This is a genomic window from Kitasatospora sp. NPDC056076, assembly GCF_042266305.1.
In the GTDB taxonomy this organism is placed as follows: Bacteria; Actinomycetota; Actinomycetes; order Streptomycetales; family Streptomycetaceae; genus Kitasatospora.
In genome coordinates this window covers 76,974-94,540 of sequence record NZ_JBHJWG010000025.1, presented here as the reverse complement: position 1 = coordinate 94,540, position 17,567 = coordinate 76,974, and the positions used below count along the sequence as shown (strand labels likewise).

General features: G+C 72.6%; 16 protein-coding genes and 1 pseudogene. 2 read left to right on the top strand and 15 right to left on the bottom strand.

Annotated features, from left to right (window positions below; translation table 11 throughout):
• Positions 1–71: 71 nt before the first annotated feature.
• Positions 72–194 (bottom strand): annotated as a pseudogene (locus tag ACFC1T_RS21650) (phosphohydrolase); the annotation flags it as partial.
• 328 nt (positions 195–522) lie between these two features.
• Positions 523–1,413, bottom strand: coding sequence for an SAM-dependent methyltransferase (locus ACFC1T_RS21645; protein WP_375890908.1), 891 nt, complete (start codon positions 1,411–1,413; stop codon positions 523–525).
• A 219-nt stretch (positions 1,414–1,632) separates the two neighbouring features.
• Between ACFC1T_RS21645 and ACFC1T_RS21640 the strand changes: the two genes are divergently transcribed.
• A complete protein-coding gene (locus tag ACFC1T_RS21640; protein WP_375890906.1) occupies positions 1,633–2,562 on the top strand; it encodes a polysaccharide deacetylase family protein in 930 nt (309 codons plus the stop codon).
• 51 nt (positions 2,563–2,613) lie between these two features.
• Here the strand turns inward: ACFC1T_RS21640 and ACFC1T_RS21635 are convergent, their stop codons facing one another.
• Positions 2,614–3,432: an SDR family NAD(P)-dependent oxidoreductase gene (locus ACFC1T_RS21635; RefSeq protein WP_375890904.1), complete on the bottom strand. Its 819-nt coding sequence runs from the start codon at positions 3,430–3,432 to the stop codon at positions 2,614–2,616.
• A gap of 285 nt (positions 3,433–3,717) precedes the next feature.
• On the opposite strand from ACFC1T_RS21635, the gene ACFC1T_RS21630 reads away from it, so the two are divergent.
• Positions 3,718–4,587 (top strand): 3-hydroxybutyryl-CoA dehydrogenase, encoded by an 870-nt coding sequence (locus ACFC1T_RS21630; protein ID WP_375890902.1) that lies wholly within the window; start codon positions 3,718–3,720, stop codon positions 4,585–4,587.
• Positions 4,588–4,663: 76 nt separating this feature from the next.
• Here the strand turns inward: ACFC1T_RS21630 and ACFC1T_RS21625 are convergent, their stop codons facing one another.
• The 12 genes from ACFC1T_RS21625 to infC form a co-directional block, all read right to left on the bottom strand.
• Positions 4,664–5,749, bottom strand: coding sequence for a sugar ABC transporter substrate-binding protein (locus ACFC1T_RS21625; RefSeq protein ID WP_375890900.1), 1,086 nt, complete (start codon positions 5,747–5,749; stop codon positions 4,664–4,666).
• Positions 5,750–6,026: 277 nt separating this feature from the next.
• On the bottom strand, positions 6,027–6,863 hold the full coding sequence (locus ACFC1T_RS21620) for a chitosanase (RefSeq protein ID WP_375890898.1): 837 nt from the start codon (positions 6,861–6,863) through the stop codon (positions 6,027–6,029).
• A gap of 119 nt (positions 6,864–6,982) precedes the next feature.
• Complete coding sequence (locus ACFC1T_RS21615) at positions 6,983–7,948, bottom strand: hypothetical protein (protein WP_375890897.1); 966 nt, start codon at positions 7,946–7,948, stop codon at positions 6,983–6,985.
• Positions 7,945–8,871: an ATP-binding cassette domain-containing protein gene (locus tag ACFC1T_RS21610; protein ID WP_375890895.1), complete on the bottom strand. Its 927-nt coding sequence runs from the start codon at positions 8,869–8,871 to the stop codon at positions 7,945–7,947. The genes ACFC1T_RS21615 and ACFC1T_RS21610 overlap by 4 nt, the downstream gene beginning before the upstream one ends.
• The gene (locus tag ACFC1T_RS21605; protein WP_375890893.1) at positions 8,868–9,305 is read right to left on the bottom strand and encodes a GntR family transcriptional regulator; all 438 of its coding nucleotides are present in this window, start codon (positions 9,303–9,305) and stop codon (positions 8,868–8,870) included. Before ACFC1T_RS21605 ends, ACFC1T_RS21610 begins: the two co-directional genes overlap by 4 nt.
• A gap of 110 nt (positions 9,306–9,415) precedes the next feature.
• Positions 9,416–11,917, bottom strand: a complete 2,502-nt coding sequence (gene pheT / locus ACFC1T_RS21600) for a phenylalanine--tRNA ligase subunit beta (protein ID WP_375890891.1) — start codon at positions 11,915–11,917, stop codon at positions 9,416–9,418.
• Positions 11,917–13,038: a phenylalanine--tRNA ligase subunit alpha gene (gene pheS, locus ACFC1T_RS21595; protein ID WP_375890889.1), complete on the bottom strand. Its 1,122-nt coding sequence runs from the start codon at positions 13,036–13,038 to the stop codon at positions 11,917–11,919. Before pheS ends, pheT begins: the two co-directional genes overlap by 1 nt.
• Positions 13,039–13,261: 223 nt before the next feature.
• Positions 13,262–14,365, bottom strand: coding sequence for an ATP-binding protein (locus ACFC1T_RS21590; protein WP_375890888.1), 1,104 nt, complete (start codon positions 14,363–14,365; stop codon positions 13,262–13,264).
• 115 nt (positions 14,366–14,480) lie between these two features.
• A complete protein-coding gene (locus ACFC1T_RS21585; protein WP_375890886.1) occupies positions 14,481–15,347 on the bottom strand; it encodes a TrmH family RNA methyltransferase in 867 nt (288 codons plus the stop codon).
• A 125-nt stretch (positions 15,348–15,472) separates the two neighbouring features.
• Positions 15,473–15,868 carry a 50S ribosomal protein L20 gene (rplT, locus tag ACFC1T_RS21580; RefSeq protein ID WP_030055649.1) on the bottom strand — a complete coding sequence of 132 codons (396 nt, stop codon included), beginning with the start codon at positions 15,866–15,868 and terminating at the stop codon, positions 15,473–15,475.
• A 109-nt stretch (positions 15,869–15,977) separates the two neighbouring features.
• Positions 15,978–16,172, bottom strand: coding sequence for a 50S ribosomal protein L35 (gene rpmI, locus ACFC1T_RS21575; protein ID WP_030055648.1), 195 nt, complete (start codon positions 16,170–16,172; stop codon positions 15,978–15,980).
• A gap of 137 nt (positions 16,173–16,309) precedes the next feature.
• Positions 16,310–17,074: a translation initiation factor IF-3 gene (gene infC / locus ACFC1T_RS21570; RefSeq protein ID WP_375890948.1), complete on the bottom strand. Its 765-nt coding sequence runs from the start codon at positions 17,072–17,074 to the stop codon at positions 16,310–16,312.
• Positions 17,075–17,567: the final 493 nt, after the last annotated feature.

The window sequence follows — 17,567 nt, the reverse complement described above, 5'->3', positions numbered from 1 at the left end:
TTCTTCCAGGCCTTGTCGGCCAGGCTGACCAGCAGGTCCTCGGTGGTGGTGCCGGGCTCGCCCCAGCTCGCGTGGGTGCGGGCGAAGCGGGCCAGTTCCTCGGGGACGCCGCGGGCCGACAGCAGGGCGTGGCCCGCGGGTTCGTGCGCGGAGCCCGGGCCCGAGAGCTCCTCGGGGTGGACGACCTTGCCGATGTCGTGGGTGGCGGCGCCGTAGCGGACGGCGTGGTGGGTCGAAGGCCAGGCCCTCGGCGGCGCAGAACTCGACGACCTGCTCGGCGACCTGGTGCACCAGCGCGAGGTGGGCGACCAGTCGGGGCGGGGCGTCGACGCTCCGCAGCAGTTCGGCGACGTCGGTGGGCAGCGGCGGCAGGTCGGTGGTCACGCCGCAGGGTAGCCGGGAGGGTGAGGGATTGTCAGTGCCCGTACGTAGTCTGCTCGGTGTGGGGCGGCCGGCCCCCGGCGCCGGAGGGGGGCGCCGGGGCCGGTCGTCGTCACGGACCCACGAGTGGGCCGGGTCCGGTCACGGCTTGAGGGCGACGCCGGCGTAGGCGGAGACGTCCTGCCAGCCCTCGGGCAGTTCGGTGGTGCGCAGGTGGCCCGCGGTGGGGCGCCAGAGCGGGAGTTGGACGAGGCCGGGGCCGACGAACTCGAAGTCCCCGAAGAAGGGTTCGACGCCGGCCCGGGGCCGCAGGACCAGCGGCGCGCTGGCGCTCCGGTAGATCCGGGTGCCCTCGGCGGCGCTCTCGCGGGAGGCGAAGTCGGGGCTGCCGTGGGAGAGGATCAGGGCGCTGCCGGGGGCGAGCACCTCGCGCAGGGTGCGGACGATCTGCTGGGCGCCCTCCTCGTCGCGTATGAAGTGCAGGACGGCGACGAGCATCAGCGCGACGGGCTGGGACAGGTCGATGGCGGCGCCCAGCGCGGGGTGGCGCAGGATCGCCTCCGGGTCGCGCAGGTCGGCCTCGATGACCGAGGTGTGCCCGGCCGGGTGCCCGGCCAGCAGGGCGCGGGCGTGGGTGGCGACGATCGGGTCGTTGTCGACGTAGACGACCCGGGCGTCCGGGGCGACCCGCTGGGCGACCTCGTTGGTGGAGCCGACGGTCGGGATGCCGGTGCCGATGTCGACGAACTGGCGGATCCCCCGGCCCGCCGCGAACTCGACGGCCCGGCCGAGGAACTGGCGGTTGGTGCGGGCCAGCAGCGGCAGCGCCGGGTAGGCGGCGATGGCGGCCTGGGCGGCCTTGCGGTCGGCCTCGAAGTTGTCCTTGCCGCCCAGGTAGTAGTCGTACATCCGGGCGGTGTGCGGGATGCCGGTGTCGAGCTCGCTCGGCGGCTGCCAGTCGTCCGCTCTGGCCCACTCCCAGCCGGTGCGGGTGTCCTGGTCGACGGCCGCGGTGTCCTCGTGGTGCATCATGTTCCGCCCCCAATGCGCAATGCCGGAATGTGCCTACTGCCCCGTAACACGCGGTGCGCGGTGATCGTATCCAACGACACGCCGTGGAAACAGCGGGAGTTCAGGTTCCTGCAACACCCGGAAGACGGAGTGTGTGCACGTCAAGGACGGTGCGTCGGACGGCGTCGGACGGCGCTGCCGGATCGCCGGGAGGGTCCGTCCTCTCTATGCTGGCTGCCGATGACTGCCGACCGCCGCACCGTACTGCGCACCGCCGCCAAGCTGGCCGCCCTGTCCGCCGCCGGCGGACTCCTCACCTCCTGCGGCAGCGGCACGCCCCGCCGGGCCGACACCGGGACGCTCGCCGCGCACCCCGGCAGTGTCGACCCGCAGCACACCACCGACCCGGCCTGGAACGGCGGCGAGGGGCCCGCCTCCCCCGCCCCGACCACCCCGGGCGCCGCGGGCGAGCCGCAGCCCGGCGGCGAACCGACCCCGGCCGCCGCCCAGGCCTCGGCGCCGGCCTCCGCCCCGCCGACCCCGCCCGTCCTGACGCCGCTGGCGGCCGGCACCCCGTACGAGGTGGTGTACGGGCCGCGCACCGGCAAGAACGTGGCGCTCACCGTCCACGGCAGCGGCGACCCGAAGCTCGCCACCACCCTGCTGGAGGCCGCCGAGCAGCGCGGCGTCAAGCTGACCGTGATGGCGGTCGGCAGCTGGCTGGACCAGCAGCCGCAGATGGCCCGGCGGATCCTGGACGGCGGCCACGAACTGGGCAACCACACCCAGAACCACCTCAACATCTCCGCGATGACACCGGACCAGGCCCGTGCCGAGATCGCCCAGTGCGCCGACCGGCTGACGAGGCTGACCGGCTCGATGGGCCGCTGGTTCCGCCCCTCCGCCGCGCAGTACGCCACCTCGATGGTGCGCGACCAGGCCAAGGCCGTCGGCTACGAGCACGTGCTGTCCTTCGACGTCGACCCGCGGGACTACAACGACCCGAGCGCCGCCGAGCTCCAGCGCCGGGTGCTGGGCTCGGTGCGCGGCGGCTCGGTGGTGGCCCTGCACATGGGGCACCAGTGCACCATCGACGCGCTGCCCGCGATCCTGGACGGGCTGGCCAAGGCGGGGCTCAAGCCGGTCACCGCCAGCCAGCTGTGTGCGTGACCGGCCCCGACCGGAACTCCCCGCCCCCGACTGAGCTCCCGCCGAAGCCGGTCAGGCCATCGGGTCGTCGTCCTTGTACGGGCGCAGCCGCAGCGTCCGGGCGTCCACCGCGCGGATCGCGTCGGCCCGGGCGACCAGCTCCGCCAGGTCGTCCCGCCCGGCGTGGATGAACCGCCCGTGCAGCGCGTCGAAGCGGCCGCGGGCGGCGTCCACGGTGACGGCGACCATGTACGGGATCGAGCCCCAGGCCTTCATGTCCCGGAACATCGGCATCCCCGCGGTCATGTCGGTGGCCACCGCGCCGGGGCTGATGTCGAGCACCACGACGTCGTGCTCGGCCAGCGTGTCCGCCATGTTGTCGGAGAGCTGGAGCAGCGCGCCCTTGGAGGTCGCGTACGCGGTGTAGTGGCCGTCCGGGCGCAGCGCGAAGCCGGAGTTGAGGTTGACCACCCGGCCGCTGCGGCGGGCGACCATGCCGGGCAGGACGCAGCGCAGCAGGTTGTAGGGGCCGCGCAGGTTGGTCTCGATCACCTGCCACCACTGGTTGGGGTCGGTCTCCCAGAGCGGCACCTCGGCGCGGTCGACCAGGCCGGCGTTGTTGACCAGCAGGTCGATCGGGCCGAGGTCGCGCTCGACCAGCCGGACGGCCTCCCGGACCGAGCCGGGGCGGCAGACGTCCGCGGTGACGGCGACGCCCCGGGAGCCGTGCTTGACGCACTCCTTGAGGGTGTCGGTCAGCGTCTCGTGGGTGCGGCCGACCAGGCCGACGGCCATGCCCTCGGCGGCCAGGCCGACGGCGATCTCGCGGCCGATGCCCCGGCCGCCGCCGGTGACCAGGGCGACCTGTCCTGTGAGCGATCCCGTCGGCACCGTGTGCTCCCTTCCCGTCCCCGGCCCCCGTCTGCGGCATTCTGTCCGGCGGCGGGCGGCGGCGGGCCCGGGCGCACCCGGCGGGCGGTGCGGCCTCACCCGATCGGGGGGCCGTCCGGGCTGGCACTGTGCCGGGGAGGGGGTGACCTACTGGCGAGTACGGAGTAGTAACGTCGTCGGGGCGGTGACCGGTGCACCCATTCCGGTACACCGACCCGTTGACCAGCGAGCTCGCTGGGCCACCAGTTCGCTGGGCGACCCCCAGCACCACCGAAGGGCAACTGAGTGAGTGACATCGCACGCGTCGGAGTAGTCGGCTGCGGTCTCATGGGGTCGGGCATCGCCGAGGTCTTCGCCCGGGCCGGACTGGACGTCCTGGTGTCGGAGGCCAGCGGTGAGGCGCTGGAGTTCGGCCGCACCCGGCTGACCAACTCCCTGGACACGGCGGTCAAGCGCGGCAAGCTGAGCCCCGAGCAGCGGGACGAGGCGCTGTCCCGGCTGTCCTTCACCACCGACCTGTCCGACTTCGCCGACCGCGACCTGGTGGTCGAGGCGGTCGCCGAGCGCGAGGACATCAAGGTCAAGATCTTCCAGACCCTGGACCAGGTCGTCGAGCGCCGGGACGCGATCCTGGCCTCCAACACCTCCTCGATCCCGATCGTGAAGCTGGCCGCCGCCACCTCCCGCCCGGAGCAGGTCATCGGCCTGCACTTCTTCAACCCGGCGCCGGTGCAGAAGCTGGTCGAGGTCATCCCGACCCTGACCACCTCGGCGACCACCACCGAGCGGGTCGAGGCCTTCGCCACCCAGGCCCTCGCCAAGGAGCCGATCCGGGCCCGCGACCGGGCCGGCTTCGTGGTCAACGCCCTGCTCGTGCCGTACCTGCTGTCCGCGGTGCGGATGTTCGAGTCGGGCGTGGCCACCGCCTCCGACATCGACAAGGGCATGGAGGCCGGCTGCGCCCACCCGATGGGCCCGCTGCGGCTGTGCGACCTGATCGGCCTGGACACCATCGTCTCGATCGCCGAATCGATGTACGACGAGTACAAGGAGCCGCTGTACGCCGCTCCCCCGCTGCTGTCCCGGATGGTCGACGCCGGCCTGCTGGGCCGCAAGTCCGGCCGCGGCTTCTACGACTACACCGCGAGCGCCTGAGCCCGGACGTGAGGGGCGGGCCCGTACCGGTCTCCGGTACGGGCCCGCCCCTTTTCCGACCGCCCCGCGGCCCGCGCTACTTGACCCCGGCCTCCGCGCAGGCCTGGGCGTACTGCGGGGTGCAGATGTCGGACGCCTTGTAGAGCCCGCCGTCGACGACCGTCGCCTCCACCTTCGCCTTGGTCACCACGATCGGGGTGAGCAGCAGCGAGGGGATCTTCAACCCGCCGCTGTCGGTGAGCGTGGCGGCGGTGGTGCTGATGTCCATGCCCTCGGCCAGCTGGACGGCGATGCTGCCCGCCGCGTCCGTCTCGGGCTTGTACGGCTTGTAGATGGTGTACGCCTGCTCGCCGGTGAGCACCCGGCGGACGGCGTCGAGGGAGGCGTCCTGGCCGCCGACCGGCACGTTCTTGAGGCCCGCGGCCTTCAGGGCCTCGATGACGGCGGCGGCCATGCCGTCGTTCGCGGCGTAGACGGCCTGGATGCCGTTCTTCCCGAGGCTCTGGATGGCCTCGTTCGTCTTCGCGGTGGCCACGTCCGGCTTCCACTCGCCGGACTGCTCGTAGGCGATCTTGACCCGGCCGTCCAGCGCGAGGTGCGCGCCCGCCTTGAACTGCGCGGCGTTGGGGTCGGACTCGGCGCCGTCGATCATCACGACGTTGGCCGAGGAGGCCTTCGGGCCGAGTGCGTCGAGCAGGGACTGGCCCTGGAGCTGACCGGTCTGCTGGTTGTCGAAGGAGACGTACGCGGCGACCTTGCCCTGGGCCAGCCGGTCGTAGGCGACGACCTTCACGCCCTTGGCGTTGGCGGCGTCCACCCACGGTGCGGTGAGCTTGGCGTCGACCGGGTCGAGCAGGATGACCTTCACGCCCTTGGCGAGCAGGTCGTCGAACTGCTTCTTCTGGACGGTCGCGTCGCCTCCCGCGTTGGCGTAGCTCACCGTGCACTTGGTGCAGAGGCCCGTCACCGTCTGCTCGATCAGGGGCTTGTCGAACGCGTCGTACCGGGTGGAGGACGCGCTCTCCGGCAGCAGCAGCCCGATGCCCTCGCCGCCACCCCCGCTCCCGCCCGCCGCCGGCGCCTGTCCCGCCACCGTCTGGCCGCAGGCCGTGAGGGCGAGTGCGAGCGACACGGTGGCCGTGCCCGCGGCCGCGAGACGCATGGGTCTGATCATGATCGGTGGTGCCTCCTGTACTGCGCCGCAACCCTGCGGCAGGGGACGGAGTCAAGCGCCACCGGGCGAATGCGTCAATGCGGGAGGGATCGTTCGTTATGCCCCTGCTCGATTCGTTACGGGATGAACAGGACTTTCACAGTCCCTTGGGCTTTTCGCGGGGGGGGGGTGATCAAAACGGGGGGGATCAGAACGGAGGTGATCGAAACGCCGAGGTGGCGGAAACCCGGGGAAACGGGCTCCCGCCACGGCGTCGGCCCGGGCGTCAGCTGTTGATGCTGTAGCTGTCGCCGTAGACCTTCCACTTGAGCGGCGGGTTGAGGTCGAAGTTCTTGGCGTTGAGGAACACCGACTGCTCGGTGTCGACCCGGCTGGTGTCGGAGTGCGCGGCCTCCTTCTTCATGACCACCTTGCGGGCGTCCAGGAAGGCCTTGAGGTAGGTGGCCTCGTCGCCGCCCTGGGCGGGCGTCCTCGCCTTCTTCATCGCGGCCGCGCGGATGCCCCCGAAGCTGTCGGAGCTGTTGCCGGGGCCGTGCATCACGATGGCGTCGTAGTAGGCGAACTGGCCGAGCGCGCGCAGGCCGTCGGCCTTGGCCTGGTTGACGGCGGGGTTGAAGTACACCCGGTCGCGCTCGTCGTTCTGGGCCTGCTGGAAGGTCTGGTCCTTGGCGGCGGCGGCCCAGTCCTTGACGAAGGCGTCGCCGAGGCCGGAGTGCGAGGCGCTGCCGTTGACCTTCTTCAGCGCGGGCAGGTACTTGGCGAGGACGTTGCCGGGCTTGAGGTCGGTGTAGTGCTGGACCAGGTCCAGCATGTCGCCGGTGCCGGAACAGAAGCCGATGATGCCGGCGGTGTAGCCGCGGCCGTCACCGATGTCCTCGATGTACTTGTACTGGGCCTTCCAGTCCAGCGAGGAGTTCTCCGCACTGGACACCAGCTGCATCGCGATGTCCTTCTTGTGCGGGTCGTCGAGGCCGACGCCCTTGAGCTGGACGGAGGCCGCGGGGGCGGCCTGGGCGGCCGAGGCGGCCGCGACGGTGAGGGGCGCGGCCACCAGGGCGGCGGCGAGGGCTATGTGGAGGGCGCGACGGGGCTGGGGACGCATGGGACGCTCCGGTTCCTCGATGGGTTAGGAAAGCTTCCTAACGAGAAGGAAACGCCCGGAACCGCCGCCGCCGCAAGGGTTTTGACGAAAACACTTCAAACAATCAAGGGCGGCGCAGGTCAGACCGCCCGCCGCCGCACCCACCAGACCGCCGCCGCGCACAGCGCCACCGCGAGCAGGGTCGTCCAGCCGAACTCGATCCACTGGAACGGCCAGAACCGGTCCGCCGGTTGGTACACCTCGTGCATGGTGTACCCGCCGTCGTGCACCAGGGACTGGAGGTGGGCGTAGTCGCCGCCGAGGTTGTAGAAGTCCGCCTCGGAGAGCCGGTTCCCGGCCGGGTCCGAGTACCAGACGCTCAGCACCCAGCGGTCGTCCACCGCGAGGGACGTCATGGCGCGCACCGGCTCGTCCAACGGGGCCATGTAGTGCGAGCGCACGGCCACGGCGAGGAACGGCAGGGCGACCGAGGCCGCCAGACCCAGGCCCACCGCGAGCACGGTGCGGCGCAGCACCGCGCCGGCCAGCGCCGCGACCCCGAAGGCCACCAGCACCCGCCCGACCAGCACCGGCGACGCCTGCACGAAGAGGTCCGGGTGGAACTGTCCGCCCAGCAGCTCCAGCGGTGCGTTCCACCAGCGCAGCACCAGCCCGAACAGCGCCGCCACCACGGCCAGCACCGCGCCGCCCAGCACCAGGCCGCCCGCCGTCCAGCGGGTCCGCCCGGCCCCCTGGGTCCAGGCGAAGCGCACCGTGCCGTGCTCGAACTCCCGCGCCAGCAGCGGGCCGCCGAGGAAGGCACCGAACATGCCGCCCAGGACGTAGGACACGTTGCCGAGCATCGGCATGGTGTCGGCGTACTGGTGCAGGAACCGCTTGAACGTGGCCGCGCAGGCGGCGGTGGTCGGATCGCAGGAGCCCGCGCCGGTGCGGTCCAGGCCGTCGTGCAGGTACCAGCCGTGCAGCAACAGGGCGACGGAGACCACGCCCATCACCGCGAGCAGGGTCAGCAACGCGGGCCGGTGGCGCAGCCCGGCGGCCCGCAGCACGGCGGAGCGGGGCGGGGCGAGGGTGGTGGCGCTCATGACGGTACCTTCTGGTTCGTACGGACGGCCCCGCGCGGGCCGGGCAGCGCGGAGGCGGTCGGCTCGCGCAGGTAGGCGAGCACCAACTCCTCCAGGCCGATGCGCTGTTGGCGCCAGCCGGCGGAGACCGGCGCGTCCGGGCCGCCGGTGCGCACCAGCAGGTGGGACTGGGCGCCGGCCCGGCGGTCGCGGACCACCGGCAGCCGCTCGGCGACCGCGTCGGCCTCGGCGGTGGGGCCGGTGAGCATCCGGTGGCCGCCGACCAGGTCGTCCACCTCCCCGGACACCTGGACCCGGCCGCCGGTCAGCACCACCAGGTAGTCGCAGCTCTGCTCCAGCTCGTTGACGGCGTGCGAGGAGAACAGCACCGAGAGGCCGTCCTCGGCCACCGCGGTCAGCAGCACGGCCATGAAGTCGTGCCGGGCGAGCGGGTCGAGCGCGGCCAACGGCTCGTCCAGGAGCAGCAGTTCTGGCCGTTTGGCGAGGGCCAGGGCGAGCGAGACCTGCGCCTGCTGGCCGCCGGAGAGCCGGCCGTACTTGCGGTCCATCGGGATGCCGAGGCCGTCCAGGTGGGTGCGCGCCCGGGCGTCGTCCCAGCGCCGGTTGAGGTGGCGGCCCATCGCGAGCAGATCGCGCACGGGCAGGCCGGGGTAGAGCGCGGCGTTCTGGGCGACGAAGCCGATCCGGTCCAAGGCCCGCGGCGAGCCGGGGAGTTGGTCGCCGAGGACGGTCATCGCGCCCTCGCTCGGCAGGGTCAGCCCGGCGGCCAGGCTGAGCAGGGTCGTCTTGCCGGCGCCGTTCGGGCCGACCAGTGCGACCACGTGCCCGGCCGGGACGGCCAGGTGGCAGTCCCGCAGCGCCCAGGAGCGGCGGTAGCGCTTGCCGATCCCGCCGCAGTCGATCACGGTGTCCGCGGCCGTCACGCCACCACCCCGTCCCGGCCCTCGCGCAGGTCGCGCAGCGCGTCCTCGAACACCGCGACCATCCCCCCTTCGTCCAGCCCGGCGGTCCGCGCCGAGCGCATCCAGTCCAGCAGCCCCCGCCGCAGCGCGGCCCGTTCGCGCAGCGGCACCACTCCGGCGGGCAGCCCGCGCACGAAGGTGCCCTGGCCGCGCCGTCCGACCGCCAGGCCGCGGTGCTCCAGCTCCCGGTAGGCCTTGAGCACGGTGTTGGGGTTGATCGCCAGCCCGGCGACCACCTCACGCACCCGGGGCAGCTGGTCCCCCTCCGCCAACCAGCCCATCCGCAGCGCCTGTTCGACCTGCTGCACGAGTTGCAGGTAGGTCGGGACGCCGGAGGCCGGGTCCAGGCGGAACTCGATCGGAGAGGGCTGGTCAGCGCCTTTATCTAGTTCCATAGGTAAAGAGATAAACGATCGGATGACAGGCCGTCAACCCAAGGAAACGCAAAGGGCCCCGTCCGGACCGAAGCGGTCCGGACGGGGCCCTGTCAGGCCCTGACGGCGGATCAGGCGCCGCGCAGCACCGCGCCGGTGCGGGTGACGGCCTCGGCGACGGCCGCCTCGCGGGCGGCGGTGGCCTCGTCGGCGGTCAGGGTGCGGTCGGCCGCGCGGAAGCGCAGCGCGTAGGCCAGCGACTTCTTGCCCTCGCCGACCTGTTCGCCGGTGAACACGTCGAACAGCCGGATGGCCTCCAGCAGTTCGCCCGCACCCGAACGCAGCGCGGCCTCGACCTCGGCGGCCGGGACGGCGGTGTCGACGATCAGCGCGACGTCCTGGGTGGCCACCGGGAAGCCGGAGACCGCCGGGCCGTCGACCTTCGCCGGGCCGTCGGCCGTCAGCAGGTCGATGTCGAGCTCCATCGCCGCCGTACGGGCCGGCAGGCCCAGCGACTTGACCACCCGCGGGTGCAGCTCACCCGCGTGACCGACCACCCGGTCGGTGCCGGCCACGACCAGCTCGGCGCAGCGGCCCGGGTGCCAGGGCGCCAACTGGCCCTGGCAGACGGTCAGCTCGACGCCGGCCGCGCGGGCCACCGTACGGGCCGCCTCGACGGCGTCCGCCCAGGAGGCCTGGTCGCCCTTGCCCCACCAGCCGGACGGCAGCCGCTCGCCCGCGAGGGCGACGGCGACCCGGCGCGGCTGGTCCGGCAGCGCGGCGTCCAGCTCGGCCAGCTCGGCGTCGCTCGGCCGGCGGTCGACGGCCGGGCGCGGGGCCACCGAGAGCTCGTCCTTGGGCAGGAACACCGTGCCGGTCTCGAAGACCGCCAGGTCGGTGTTGCCCCGGCCGATGTTGCGGCGCAGCGTGCCGAGCAGGCCCGGCAGCATCGTGGTGCGCAGCGACGGTTCCTCGTCGTTGAGCGGGTTGACCAGCTTGACCGTACGGCGGCGGCGGTCCTCCGGCTCCAGGCCGAGCGCCTCGAAGGCGGCCTCGCCGAGGAACGGGTAGTTGTTGACCTCCACGTAGCCGGCCCCGGCCAGCGCCACGCCGATCCGGCGGTGCACCCGCTGGGCCTCGGTCAGGCCCTTGCCCGGCGGGACGTTCGGCATCCGGGCGGGGACGTTGTCGTAGCCCTCCAGCCGGATGACCTCCTCGGCGAGGTCGTACGGGTCGGTGAGGTCGGGCCGCCAGGTCGGCGGGGTGACCTCCAGGACGTCGGCGCCCGCGACCGAGCAGCCGATCTCCTGCAGCCGCCGGGTGACGCTCTCGCGGCCGTACACCGTCCCGGCGACCCGGTCCGGCAGGTCGGCGGCGATGGTGATGGTGCGCAGCGGGTGCGGGGCCGCGATGTCGGTGACCCCGGCCTCCGCGGTGCCGCCGGCGATCAGCACCAGCAGGTCGACGGCGCGCTGCGCGGCGGCGCGGGTGGCCTCCGGGTCGACGCCGCGCTCGAAGCGCTTGGACGCCTCGGAGGGCAGCTTGTGCCGCTTGGCGGTGCGGGCGATGGAGACCGGGTCGAAGTGCGCGGCCTCGATGATCACCTCGGTGGTGCCCGGGCCGGCGGCCGGGTCGAGGATCTCGGTGGAGGCGCCGCCCATGACCCCGGCCAGGCCGATCGGGCCGCTGGTGTCGCAGATCAGCAGGTCCTCGGCGGCGAGCTTGCGCTCGACCCCGTCGAGGGTGGTGAGGAGCTCGCCCTCGGCCGCCCGGCGGACCGTGATCGGGCCGGCCACGCGCTGCTTGTCGTAGGCGTGCAGCGGCTGGCCGACCTCCAGCATCACGTAGTTGGTGATGTCGACGGTCAGCGAGATCGGGCGGATGCCCGCCTTCTGGAGGCGGCGCTGCAGCCAGATCGGGGACTTGGCGGTCGGGTCGACGCCGACGACCGTGCGGGCCACGAAGCGGTCGCAGCCGGCCGGGTCGTTGACCTTGACCAGGTAGCCGAAGGAGTTGGCCGGCGGCACGTCGAGCAGCGCCGGGTCGGCCAGCGGCAGCCCGTACGCGGCGGCGGCCTCCCGGGCCACGCCGCGCATCGACAGGCAGTAGCCGCGGTCCGGGGTGACGGCGATGTCCAGCACGTCGTCGACCAGCTGGAGCAGCTCGATGGCGTCCGTGCCGGGCTCGTACTCCGGCGGGAGCACGATGATGCCGTTGTGGTCGTCGCCCATGCCCAGCTCGCGGGCGGAGCAGATCATGCCGGCCGAGGTCTGGCCGTAGGTCTTGCGGGCCGCGATCGGGAACGGGCCGGGCAGCACGGCGCCGGGGAGCACGACGACGACCTTGTCGCCGACGGCGAAGTTGGTCGCGCCGCAGACGATCTCCTGCGGCTCACCGGTGCCGTTGGCGTCGCCGACGTTGACGAAGCAGTGCCGGATCGGCTTCTTGAAGCCGGACAGCTCCTCGATGGAGAGCACCTCGCCGACCACCAGCGGGCCCTTGAGGTCGGCGCCGATCTGCTCGACGGTCTCGACCTCCAGGCCGGCCCGGACCAGGCGCTCGGCCACGTCACGGCCGGTCTCGCCGGCCGGAAGGTCGACGTACTCGCGCAGCCAGGAAAGCGGGACGCGCATCAGATCTCCATCCCGAACGGGAGGGTGAAGCGCACGTCACCCTCGACCATGTCGCGCATGTCGGCGACGTTGTGACGATTCATCAGGATCCGCTCCAGGCCCAGGCCGAAGGCGAACCCGCTGTAGCGGTTCGGGTCCACGCCGCAGGCGACCAGCACCCGCGGGTTGACCACGCCGCAGCCGCCGAGCTCGATCCAGCCCTCGGAGGAGCAGGTGCGGCACGGGCGGTCCGGGTTGCCGACGCTCTCGCCGCGGCACACGAAGCACTGCAGGTCGATCTCGGCGCTCGGCTCGGTGAACGGGAAGTACGAGGGGCGCCAGCGCAGCTCCAGGCCGCCGCCGATCAGCTTCTCGACCAGCACCTCGATGGTGCCCTTGAGGTCGGCGAAGGTGATGCCCTCGTCGACGGCGAGGCCCTCGACCTGCCGGAACACCGGGGTGTGGGTGGCGTCCAGCTCGTCCGTCCGGTAGACCCGGCCGGGGCAGACCACGTAGACCGGGGGCTCGCGGTCGAGCAGGGTGCGGGCCTGGACCGGGGAGGTCTGGGTGCGCAGCACCACGCCGGAGTCGGCGGAGCCGTCCGGGGCCTGCACGAAGAAGGTGTCCTGCATCGAGCGGGCCGGGTGGTCCGGGCCCAGGTTGAGGGCGTCGAAGTTCAGCCACTCGGCCTCGACCTCGGGGCCCTCGGCCACCTGGTAGCCCATCGCGACGAAGGTGTCCTCGATGCGCTCGGCCAGCGTGGTCAGCGGGTGCCGGGCGCCGCGCGGTGCGCGGTCGTACGGCAGCGTGACGTCCACCGCCTCCTCGACCAGCACGCGGGCGTCCCGCTCCGCCTCCAGCTCCGCCTGCCGCTTGGCCAGCGCCTGGTTGACGGCGCCGCGGGCCTGGCCGATCAGCTTGCCTGCGGCGGCCTTGGCGTGCGGCGGGAGGGCGCCGATCTCGCGGTTGGCGAGCGAGAGCGCGGAACGGTCGCCGGTGTGGGCGACCTTCGCCTGCTTCAGCTCGTCCAGGGAGCCGGCGGCGGCGAAGGCGGCGATCGCCTCGTCGCGCGCCTGCTCCACCACCTCGGGCTTGAGGGCCTCGACCTCGACCGGGTCGTACGACTTGTTGGGTGCCGACATCTCTATCTTCCCGTGCTCCTGCTCGTCCGTGCTCAGGTGTGTGGGCTCGCCTTCGCGTCACGCCCGGCGGGGCCGGGGCGCGGGCAGCCGTTCTCCGTGCTCACGGGGAGTGGTGTCCACGGCACAGCCGCACAGGGCGTTGCGCAACGCCAAAGGTCGAGTGTAGTCGCAGCGCGTAGCGCGACTGCCGTCAAGCCCGCCCGGGGCCGACCTCAGGGGCTGCTCAGAGCATGAAGTCGGGGATGCCGGCGGGCAGGATAAATCGGAACCTGGCCCCGCCGCCGGGGGCGCGGTCGACCCGGATCGAGCCGCCGTGGGCCTCCACGACGCCCTTCACGATGTAGAGGCCCAGGCCGGTGCCACCGCGCTTGGAGCCCCGCCAGAAGCGGGTGAAGACGCGCGGCATCGACTCCTCGGGGATGCCGCTTCCTTCGTCGCTCACGGTGACCGCAGTGCCTTCCACGATGCGGGGAGGGGTGCCGGAGCGCTCCCAGACGGGCGCCTCGACGACCTCCTTGGCCGGTGCCACCTCGATGGTGACAGTTCCCTCGCCGTGCCGCACCGCGTTTTCCAGCAGGTTCCCCAGCACCTGGTCGACCTTGTCCGGGTCCGCCCACAGCACGGTCAGCGGCTCGCTGATCCGGATGTCGAAGCGCTCCTCGGGGATCCCGGTGGCGACCTTGCGCTCGACGTGCCGGCGCACCGCGGCCGCCAGGTCGACGACCTGCTTGCGCAGCTCCAGCCGCCCGGCGTCGATCCGGGAGATGTCCAGCAGCTCGGCGATCAGCCGGGTGACCCGGTCCGCGTCGGCGTCCACCGTCTCCAGCATCAGCCGCTTCTGCCCGTCGGTGAACCGCTCCCACTTGGCCAGCAGCGTCGCCGTGAAGCCCTTGACACTGGTCAGCGGGGAGCGCAGCTCGTGCGCGACGGTGGCGATCAGCTCGGCGTGGCTGCGCTCGGTGCGGCGCCGGGCCTCGGTCCCGCGCAGGGCGATCACCAGGCGCTCCAGCGGCCCCTGGGGCACCGCCCGGACGTACCGGGCGGAGACCAGCACCTCGCGGCCGCCGGGCAGCAGCAGGTTGCGCTCGGGCTGGCGGGTACGGATCGCCAGGCCGCCGTACGGGTCGGTCAGCTGCCACCAGCGGCGGCCGTCCAGGTCCTCCAGCGGCAGGACGTCCTCCAGCGCGCTGCCCAGCGCGGCGTCCGGGAGCACGCCGGTGAGCCGGGCCGCGGCCCGGTTGAAGCGAACCACCCGGCCCAGCGCGTCGGCGACCACCAGGCCGTCCGGCAGGTCGTCCGGGTCGAGCTCGGGTCCGCTGCCGACCATGGGTTGCCTCCCCGATTACCCACCGTGCCGTTCCCCCCACCGAGGCAGACCCTAGCGCCTCCCAGGCCCCCGTAGTAGGGCTTGCAACGTGAGAACGCCGCGCGCCCGGGGCAGATCAGCCGTTCGAGCGGCAGCCGCCGGGCGACCGCTGGGCCCGGGCCGAGGCGTACAGGCAGACGGCCGCGGCGGTGGCCAGGTTGAGGCTCTCGGCGTGCCCGTGGATCGGGACGCGCACGACCTCGTCGGTGAGCGCGCGGGTCTCCTCCGGGAGCCCCCACGCCTCGTTGCCGAACACCCACGCGCCGGGCGCGCCCAGCGTGCCCTCGTCCAGCTCCCGGTCCAGGTCGCGCTCCCCCGCGCCGTCCGCGGCGAGCACCCGGATCCCGGCCGCGCGCAGCTGCCCGACCGCCTCCTCGACCGGCACGCCGACCGCCACCGGCAGGTGGAACAGGCTGCCGACGGAGGCCCGGACGGCCTTGGGGTTGTACAGGTCCACCGAGGCGTCGGTGAGCACCACGGCGTCCGCGCCGGCCGCGTCGGCGGTGCGCAGCACCGTCCCGGCGTTCCCGGGGTCGCGCACGTGGGCGAGGATCGCCACCAGCTTCGGCCGGGCCGCCAGGACCTCGGCGAACGGGGTGTCGATGAAGCGGCAGAGCGCCACGATCCCCTGCGGGGTCACCGTGTCGCAGATGTCGGCGATCACCTCGTCGGTGGCGGTCAGCACCGGCACCCCCTCGGCCAGGGCCGCCTCGACGATGTCCGCGTGCCGCTCGGCGGCCTCCAGGCCCACGTACACCTCGACCACGGCGTGCTCGTCCGTCCCCGGCAGCCGGCCGAACGCGACGGCCTCCCGGACGGCCTGCGGGCCCTCGGCCAGGAAGCGGCGCTCCTTGGTGCGCTGGTTCCGCTTGGCGAGCCGGCGGGCGGCGACGACGCGCGGCGAGCGCAGGGAGGTGAGCAGGGGGGTCTCGGTGGTCGACATGGTCTCGTTCTCTGGAGGCGCCGTCGGCTGACGGAGGCTGACGGAGGCTGGAGGTGGGGGGAACGCAGAACCGGACCCGCAGGAGAGCCTGCGGGTCCGGTCAGAGCTCAACCGATCTCGGAAGATCAGGCGGCGTCGGCGGCAGCCTTCGGGGCGTTCACGTCGGCCGGCAGCGCCTTCTGGGCGACCTCGACCAGGGAGGCGAACGCACCCGGGTCGTTGACGGCCAGGTCGGCCAGCATCTTGCGGTCGATCTCGACGCTGGCGGCCTTGAGGCCCTGCACGAAGCGGTTGTAGGTGATGCCGTTGGCACGGGCCGCAGCGTTGATGCGCTGGATCCACAGCTGACGGAAGTCGCCCTTGCGCTTCTTGCGGTCGTTGAAGTTGTAGACCAGCGAGTGGGTGACCTGCTCCTTGGCCTTGCGGTACAGGCGCGAGCGCTGGCCACGGTAGCCGCTGGCGCGCTCCAGGATGACCCGGCGCTTCTTGTGGGCGTTGACTGCCCGCTTGACGCGTGCCACTTGATTACTCCTTGGGTTGGACCACGGACTACTTCACGTGGTCCGTCATTCGAATGGGTCGGGAAGGATCAGCTGCCCCGCACACGGCTCGCACCGGGCGGGAGGGCGATCACTTGCCGAGAAGCTTCTTGATCTTCTTGGCGTCAGCGGGGGCCAGCTCGACGGTCCCGGCCAGCTTGCGGGTCAGCGTCGAGGGCTTGTGCTCCAGGAGGTGGCGGCGGCCGGCGCGCTCGCGCAGCACCTTGCCAGAGCCACTGATCTTGAAGCGCTTGCTGGCGCCACTGTGCGTCTTCTGCTTCGGCATTTCGCCGTATCTCCTCGTCAGTCCCGTCCACGCCCGCGCGACCTGCGCCGCGCGGGCGTGAACTGGATGGATCTGTGGTGACCGGGCGGGACGCCCCGTCACCCTGGGGGCCGAACCCGGACAGTGAGCCTTGCGGCTCAGGCGCCCTGGGAAGCGGCCGGCTGCTCGACCGGGGCCTCGGCCTCGGCGGCCGGCTCCTCGGCCGGGGCGTCCTGCGCCTCGGTCTCGGCGTCCTCGACCTCGGCGTCGTCGACCACCAGGTCGTCGGCCAGCAGGTCGTCGGCCAGCAGGTCGTCGTCGTCCGCGGCGGCGTCGGAGCCGGGGGTCCGGCCCAGTCGCTCGGCCTTGCGGGCGTCCGCGAGGGCGCGGGCCTCGGCCATCGCCTCGGTCTTCTTCTTGTGCGGGCCAAGAACCATGATCATGTTCCGGCCGTCCTGCTTCGGCGAGGACTCGACGAAGCCCAGGTCCTGGACGTCGTCGGCGAGCCGCTGCAGCAGACGGAAGCCCAGCTCGGGGCGGGACTGCTCACGACCACGGAACATGATCGTGATCTTGACCTTGTCGCCCTGCTTGAGGAACCGGACGACGTGACCCTTCTTGGTGTCATAGTCGTGCGGGTCGATCTTCGGCCGGAGCTTCATCTCCTTGATGACCGTGTGCGCCTGGTTCTTGCGCGCCTCACGGGCCTTCATGGCCGACTCGTACTTGAACTTGCCGTAGTCCATGAGCTTGCACACCGGCGGCCGGGCGGTCGCCGCGACCTCGACCAGGTCGAGGTCGTACTCCTGCGCGAGCTCCAGCGCCTTGGCAAGCGGCACGATGCCGACCTGCTCGCCGCTGGGACCGACGAGTCGCACCTCCGGAACGCGGATCCGGTCGTTGATGCGGGGCTCGGTGCTGATGGGGCCTCCTCGGTTGCACCTTCTGCGATGCGGCCGTCGGACGGCGGTCGCACGTAGTGGACTCGACCACTGGGCGGGGCTTCATTCGTGCTGCGCTGCCCGGTACCTCTCGGCACCGCGTGCACCGCGACACGAAAAAAGCCCCGCTCGGTACAAGCGGGGCTCCACACATCCGGGGGCGGCATCCGGTGAGGGACGCTGCGGGCGACTCGGCGCCTCGGCGCCCGTCGCGGACCGGGACCCGTCGACCGCGAGGCCGATCGGGTGGGAGACTTTCGCGGTTGCCCTCTCGGGCCTCCTGGGTGGAGCCTCCACTTGCTGGCCAGGTGCCCATGAGGGAGCCCGGCCGGTCAGTCTCGAAGCTTACAGCGTCGCGCTGTCGAACGCTATTCCGCCCCCGCTCCGCCGGACTCCGGCGCGGCGCACTGCCCTCCCGGCGCGTTCCGGCCCCCTTGTACGCTCCACCTGTACCCACACCGCACGACGGAACGAG

What these genes read in the sequence shown, in the direction of transcription:
- ACFC1T_RS21645 (WP_375890908.1), bottom strand. Translation starts at nt 1,413, where the DNA reads ATGATGCACCACGAGGACACCGCGGCCGTCGACCAGGACACCCGCACC.
- ACFC1T_RS21640 (WP_375890906.1), top strand. Translation starts at nt 1,633, where the DNA reads ATGACTGCCGACCGCCGCACCGTACTGCGCACCGCCGCCAAGCTGGCC.
- ACFC1T_RS21625 (WP_375890900.1), bottom strand. Translation starts at nt 5,749, where the DNA reads ATGCGTCTCGCGGCCGCGGGCACGGCCACCGTGTCGCTCGCACTCGCC.
- ACFC1T_RS21620 (WP_375890898.1), bottom strand. Translation starts at nt 6,863, where the DNA reads ATGCGTCCCCAGCCCCGTCGCGCCCTCCACATAGCCCTCGCCGCCGCC.
- ACFC1T_RS21615 (WP_375890897.1), bottom strand. Translation starts at nt 7,948, where the DNA reads ATGAGCGCCACCACCCTCGCCCCGCCCCGCTCCGCCGTGCTGCGGGCC.
- ACFC1T_RS21605 (WP_375890893.1), bottom strand. Translation starts at nt 9,305, where the DNA reads ATGGAACTAGATAAAGGCGCTGACCAGCCCTCTCCGATCGAGTTCCGC.
- pheT (WP_375890891.1), bottom strand. Translation starts at nt 11,917, where the DNA reads ATGCGCGTCCCGCTTTCCTGGCTGCGCGAGTACGTCGACCTTCCGGCC.
- pheS (WP_375890889.1), bottom strand. Translation starts at nt 13,038, where the DNA reads ATGTCGGCACCCAACAAGTCGTACGACCCGGTCGAGGTCGAGGCCCTC.
- ACFC1T_RS21590 (WP_375890888.1), bottom strand. Translation starts at nt 14,365, where the DNA reads ATGGTCGGCAGCGGACCCGAGCTCGACCCGGACGACCTGCCGGACGGC.
- ACFC1T_RS21585 (WP_375890886.1), bottom strand. Translation starts at nt 15,347, where the DNA reads ATGTCGACCACCGAGACCCCCCTGCTCACCTCCCTGCGCTCGCCGCGC.
- rpmI (WP_030055648.1), bottom strand. Translation starts at nt 16,172, where the DNA reads ATGCCGAAGCAGAAGACGCACAGTGGCGCCAGCAAGCGCTTCAAGATC.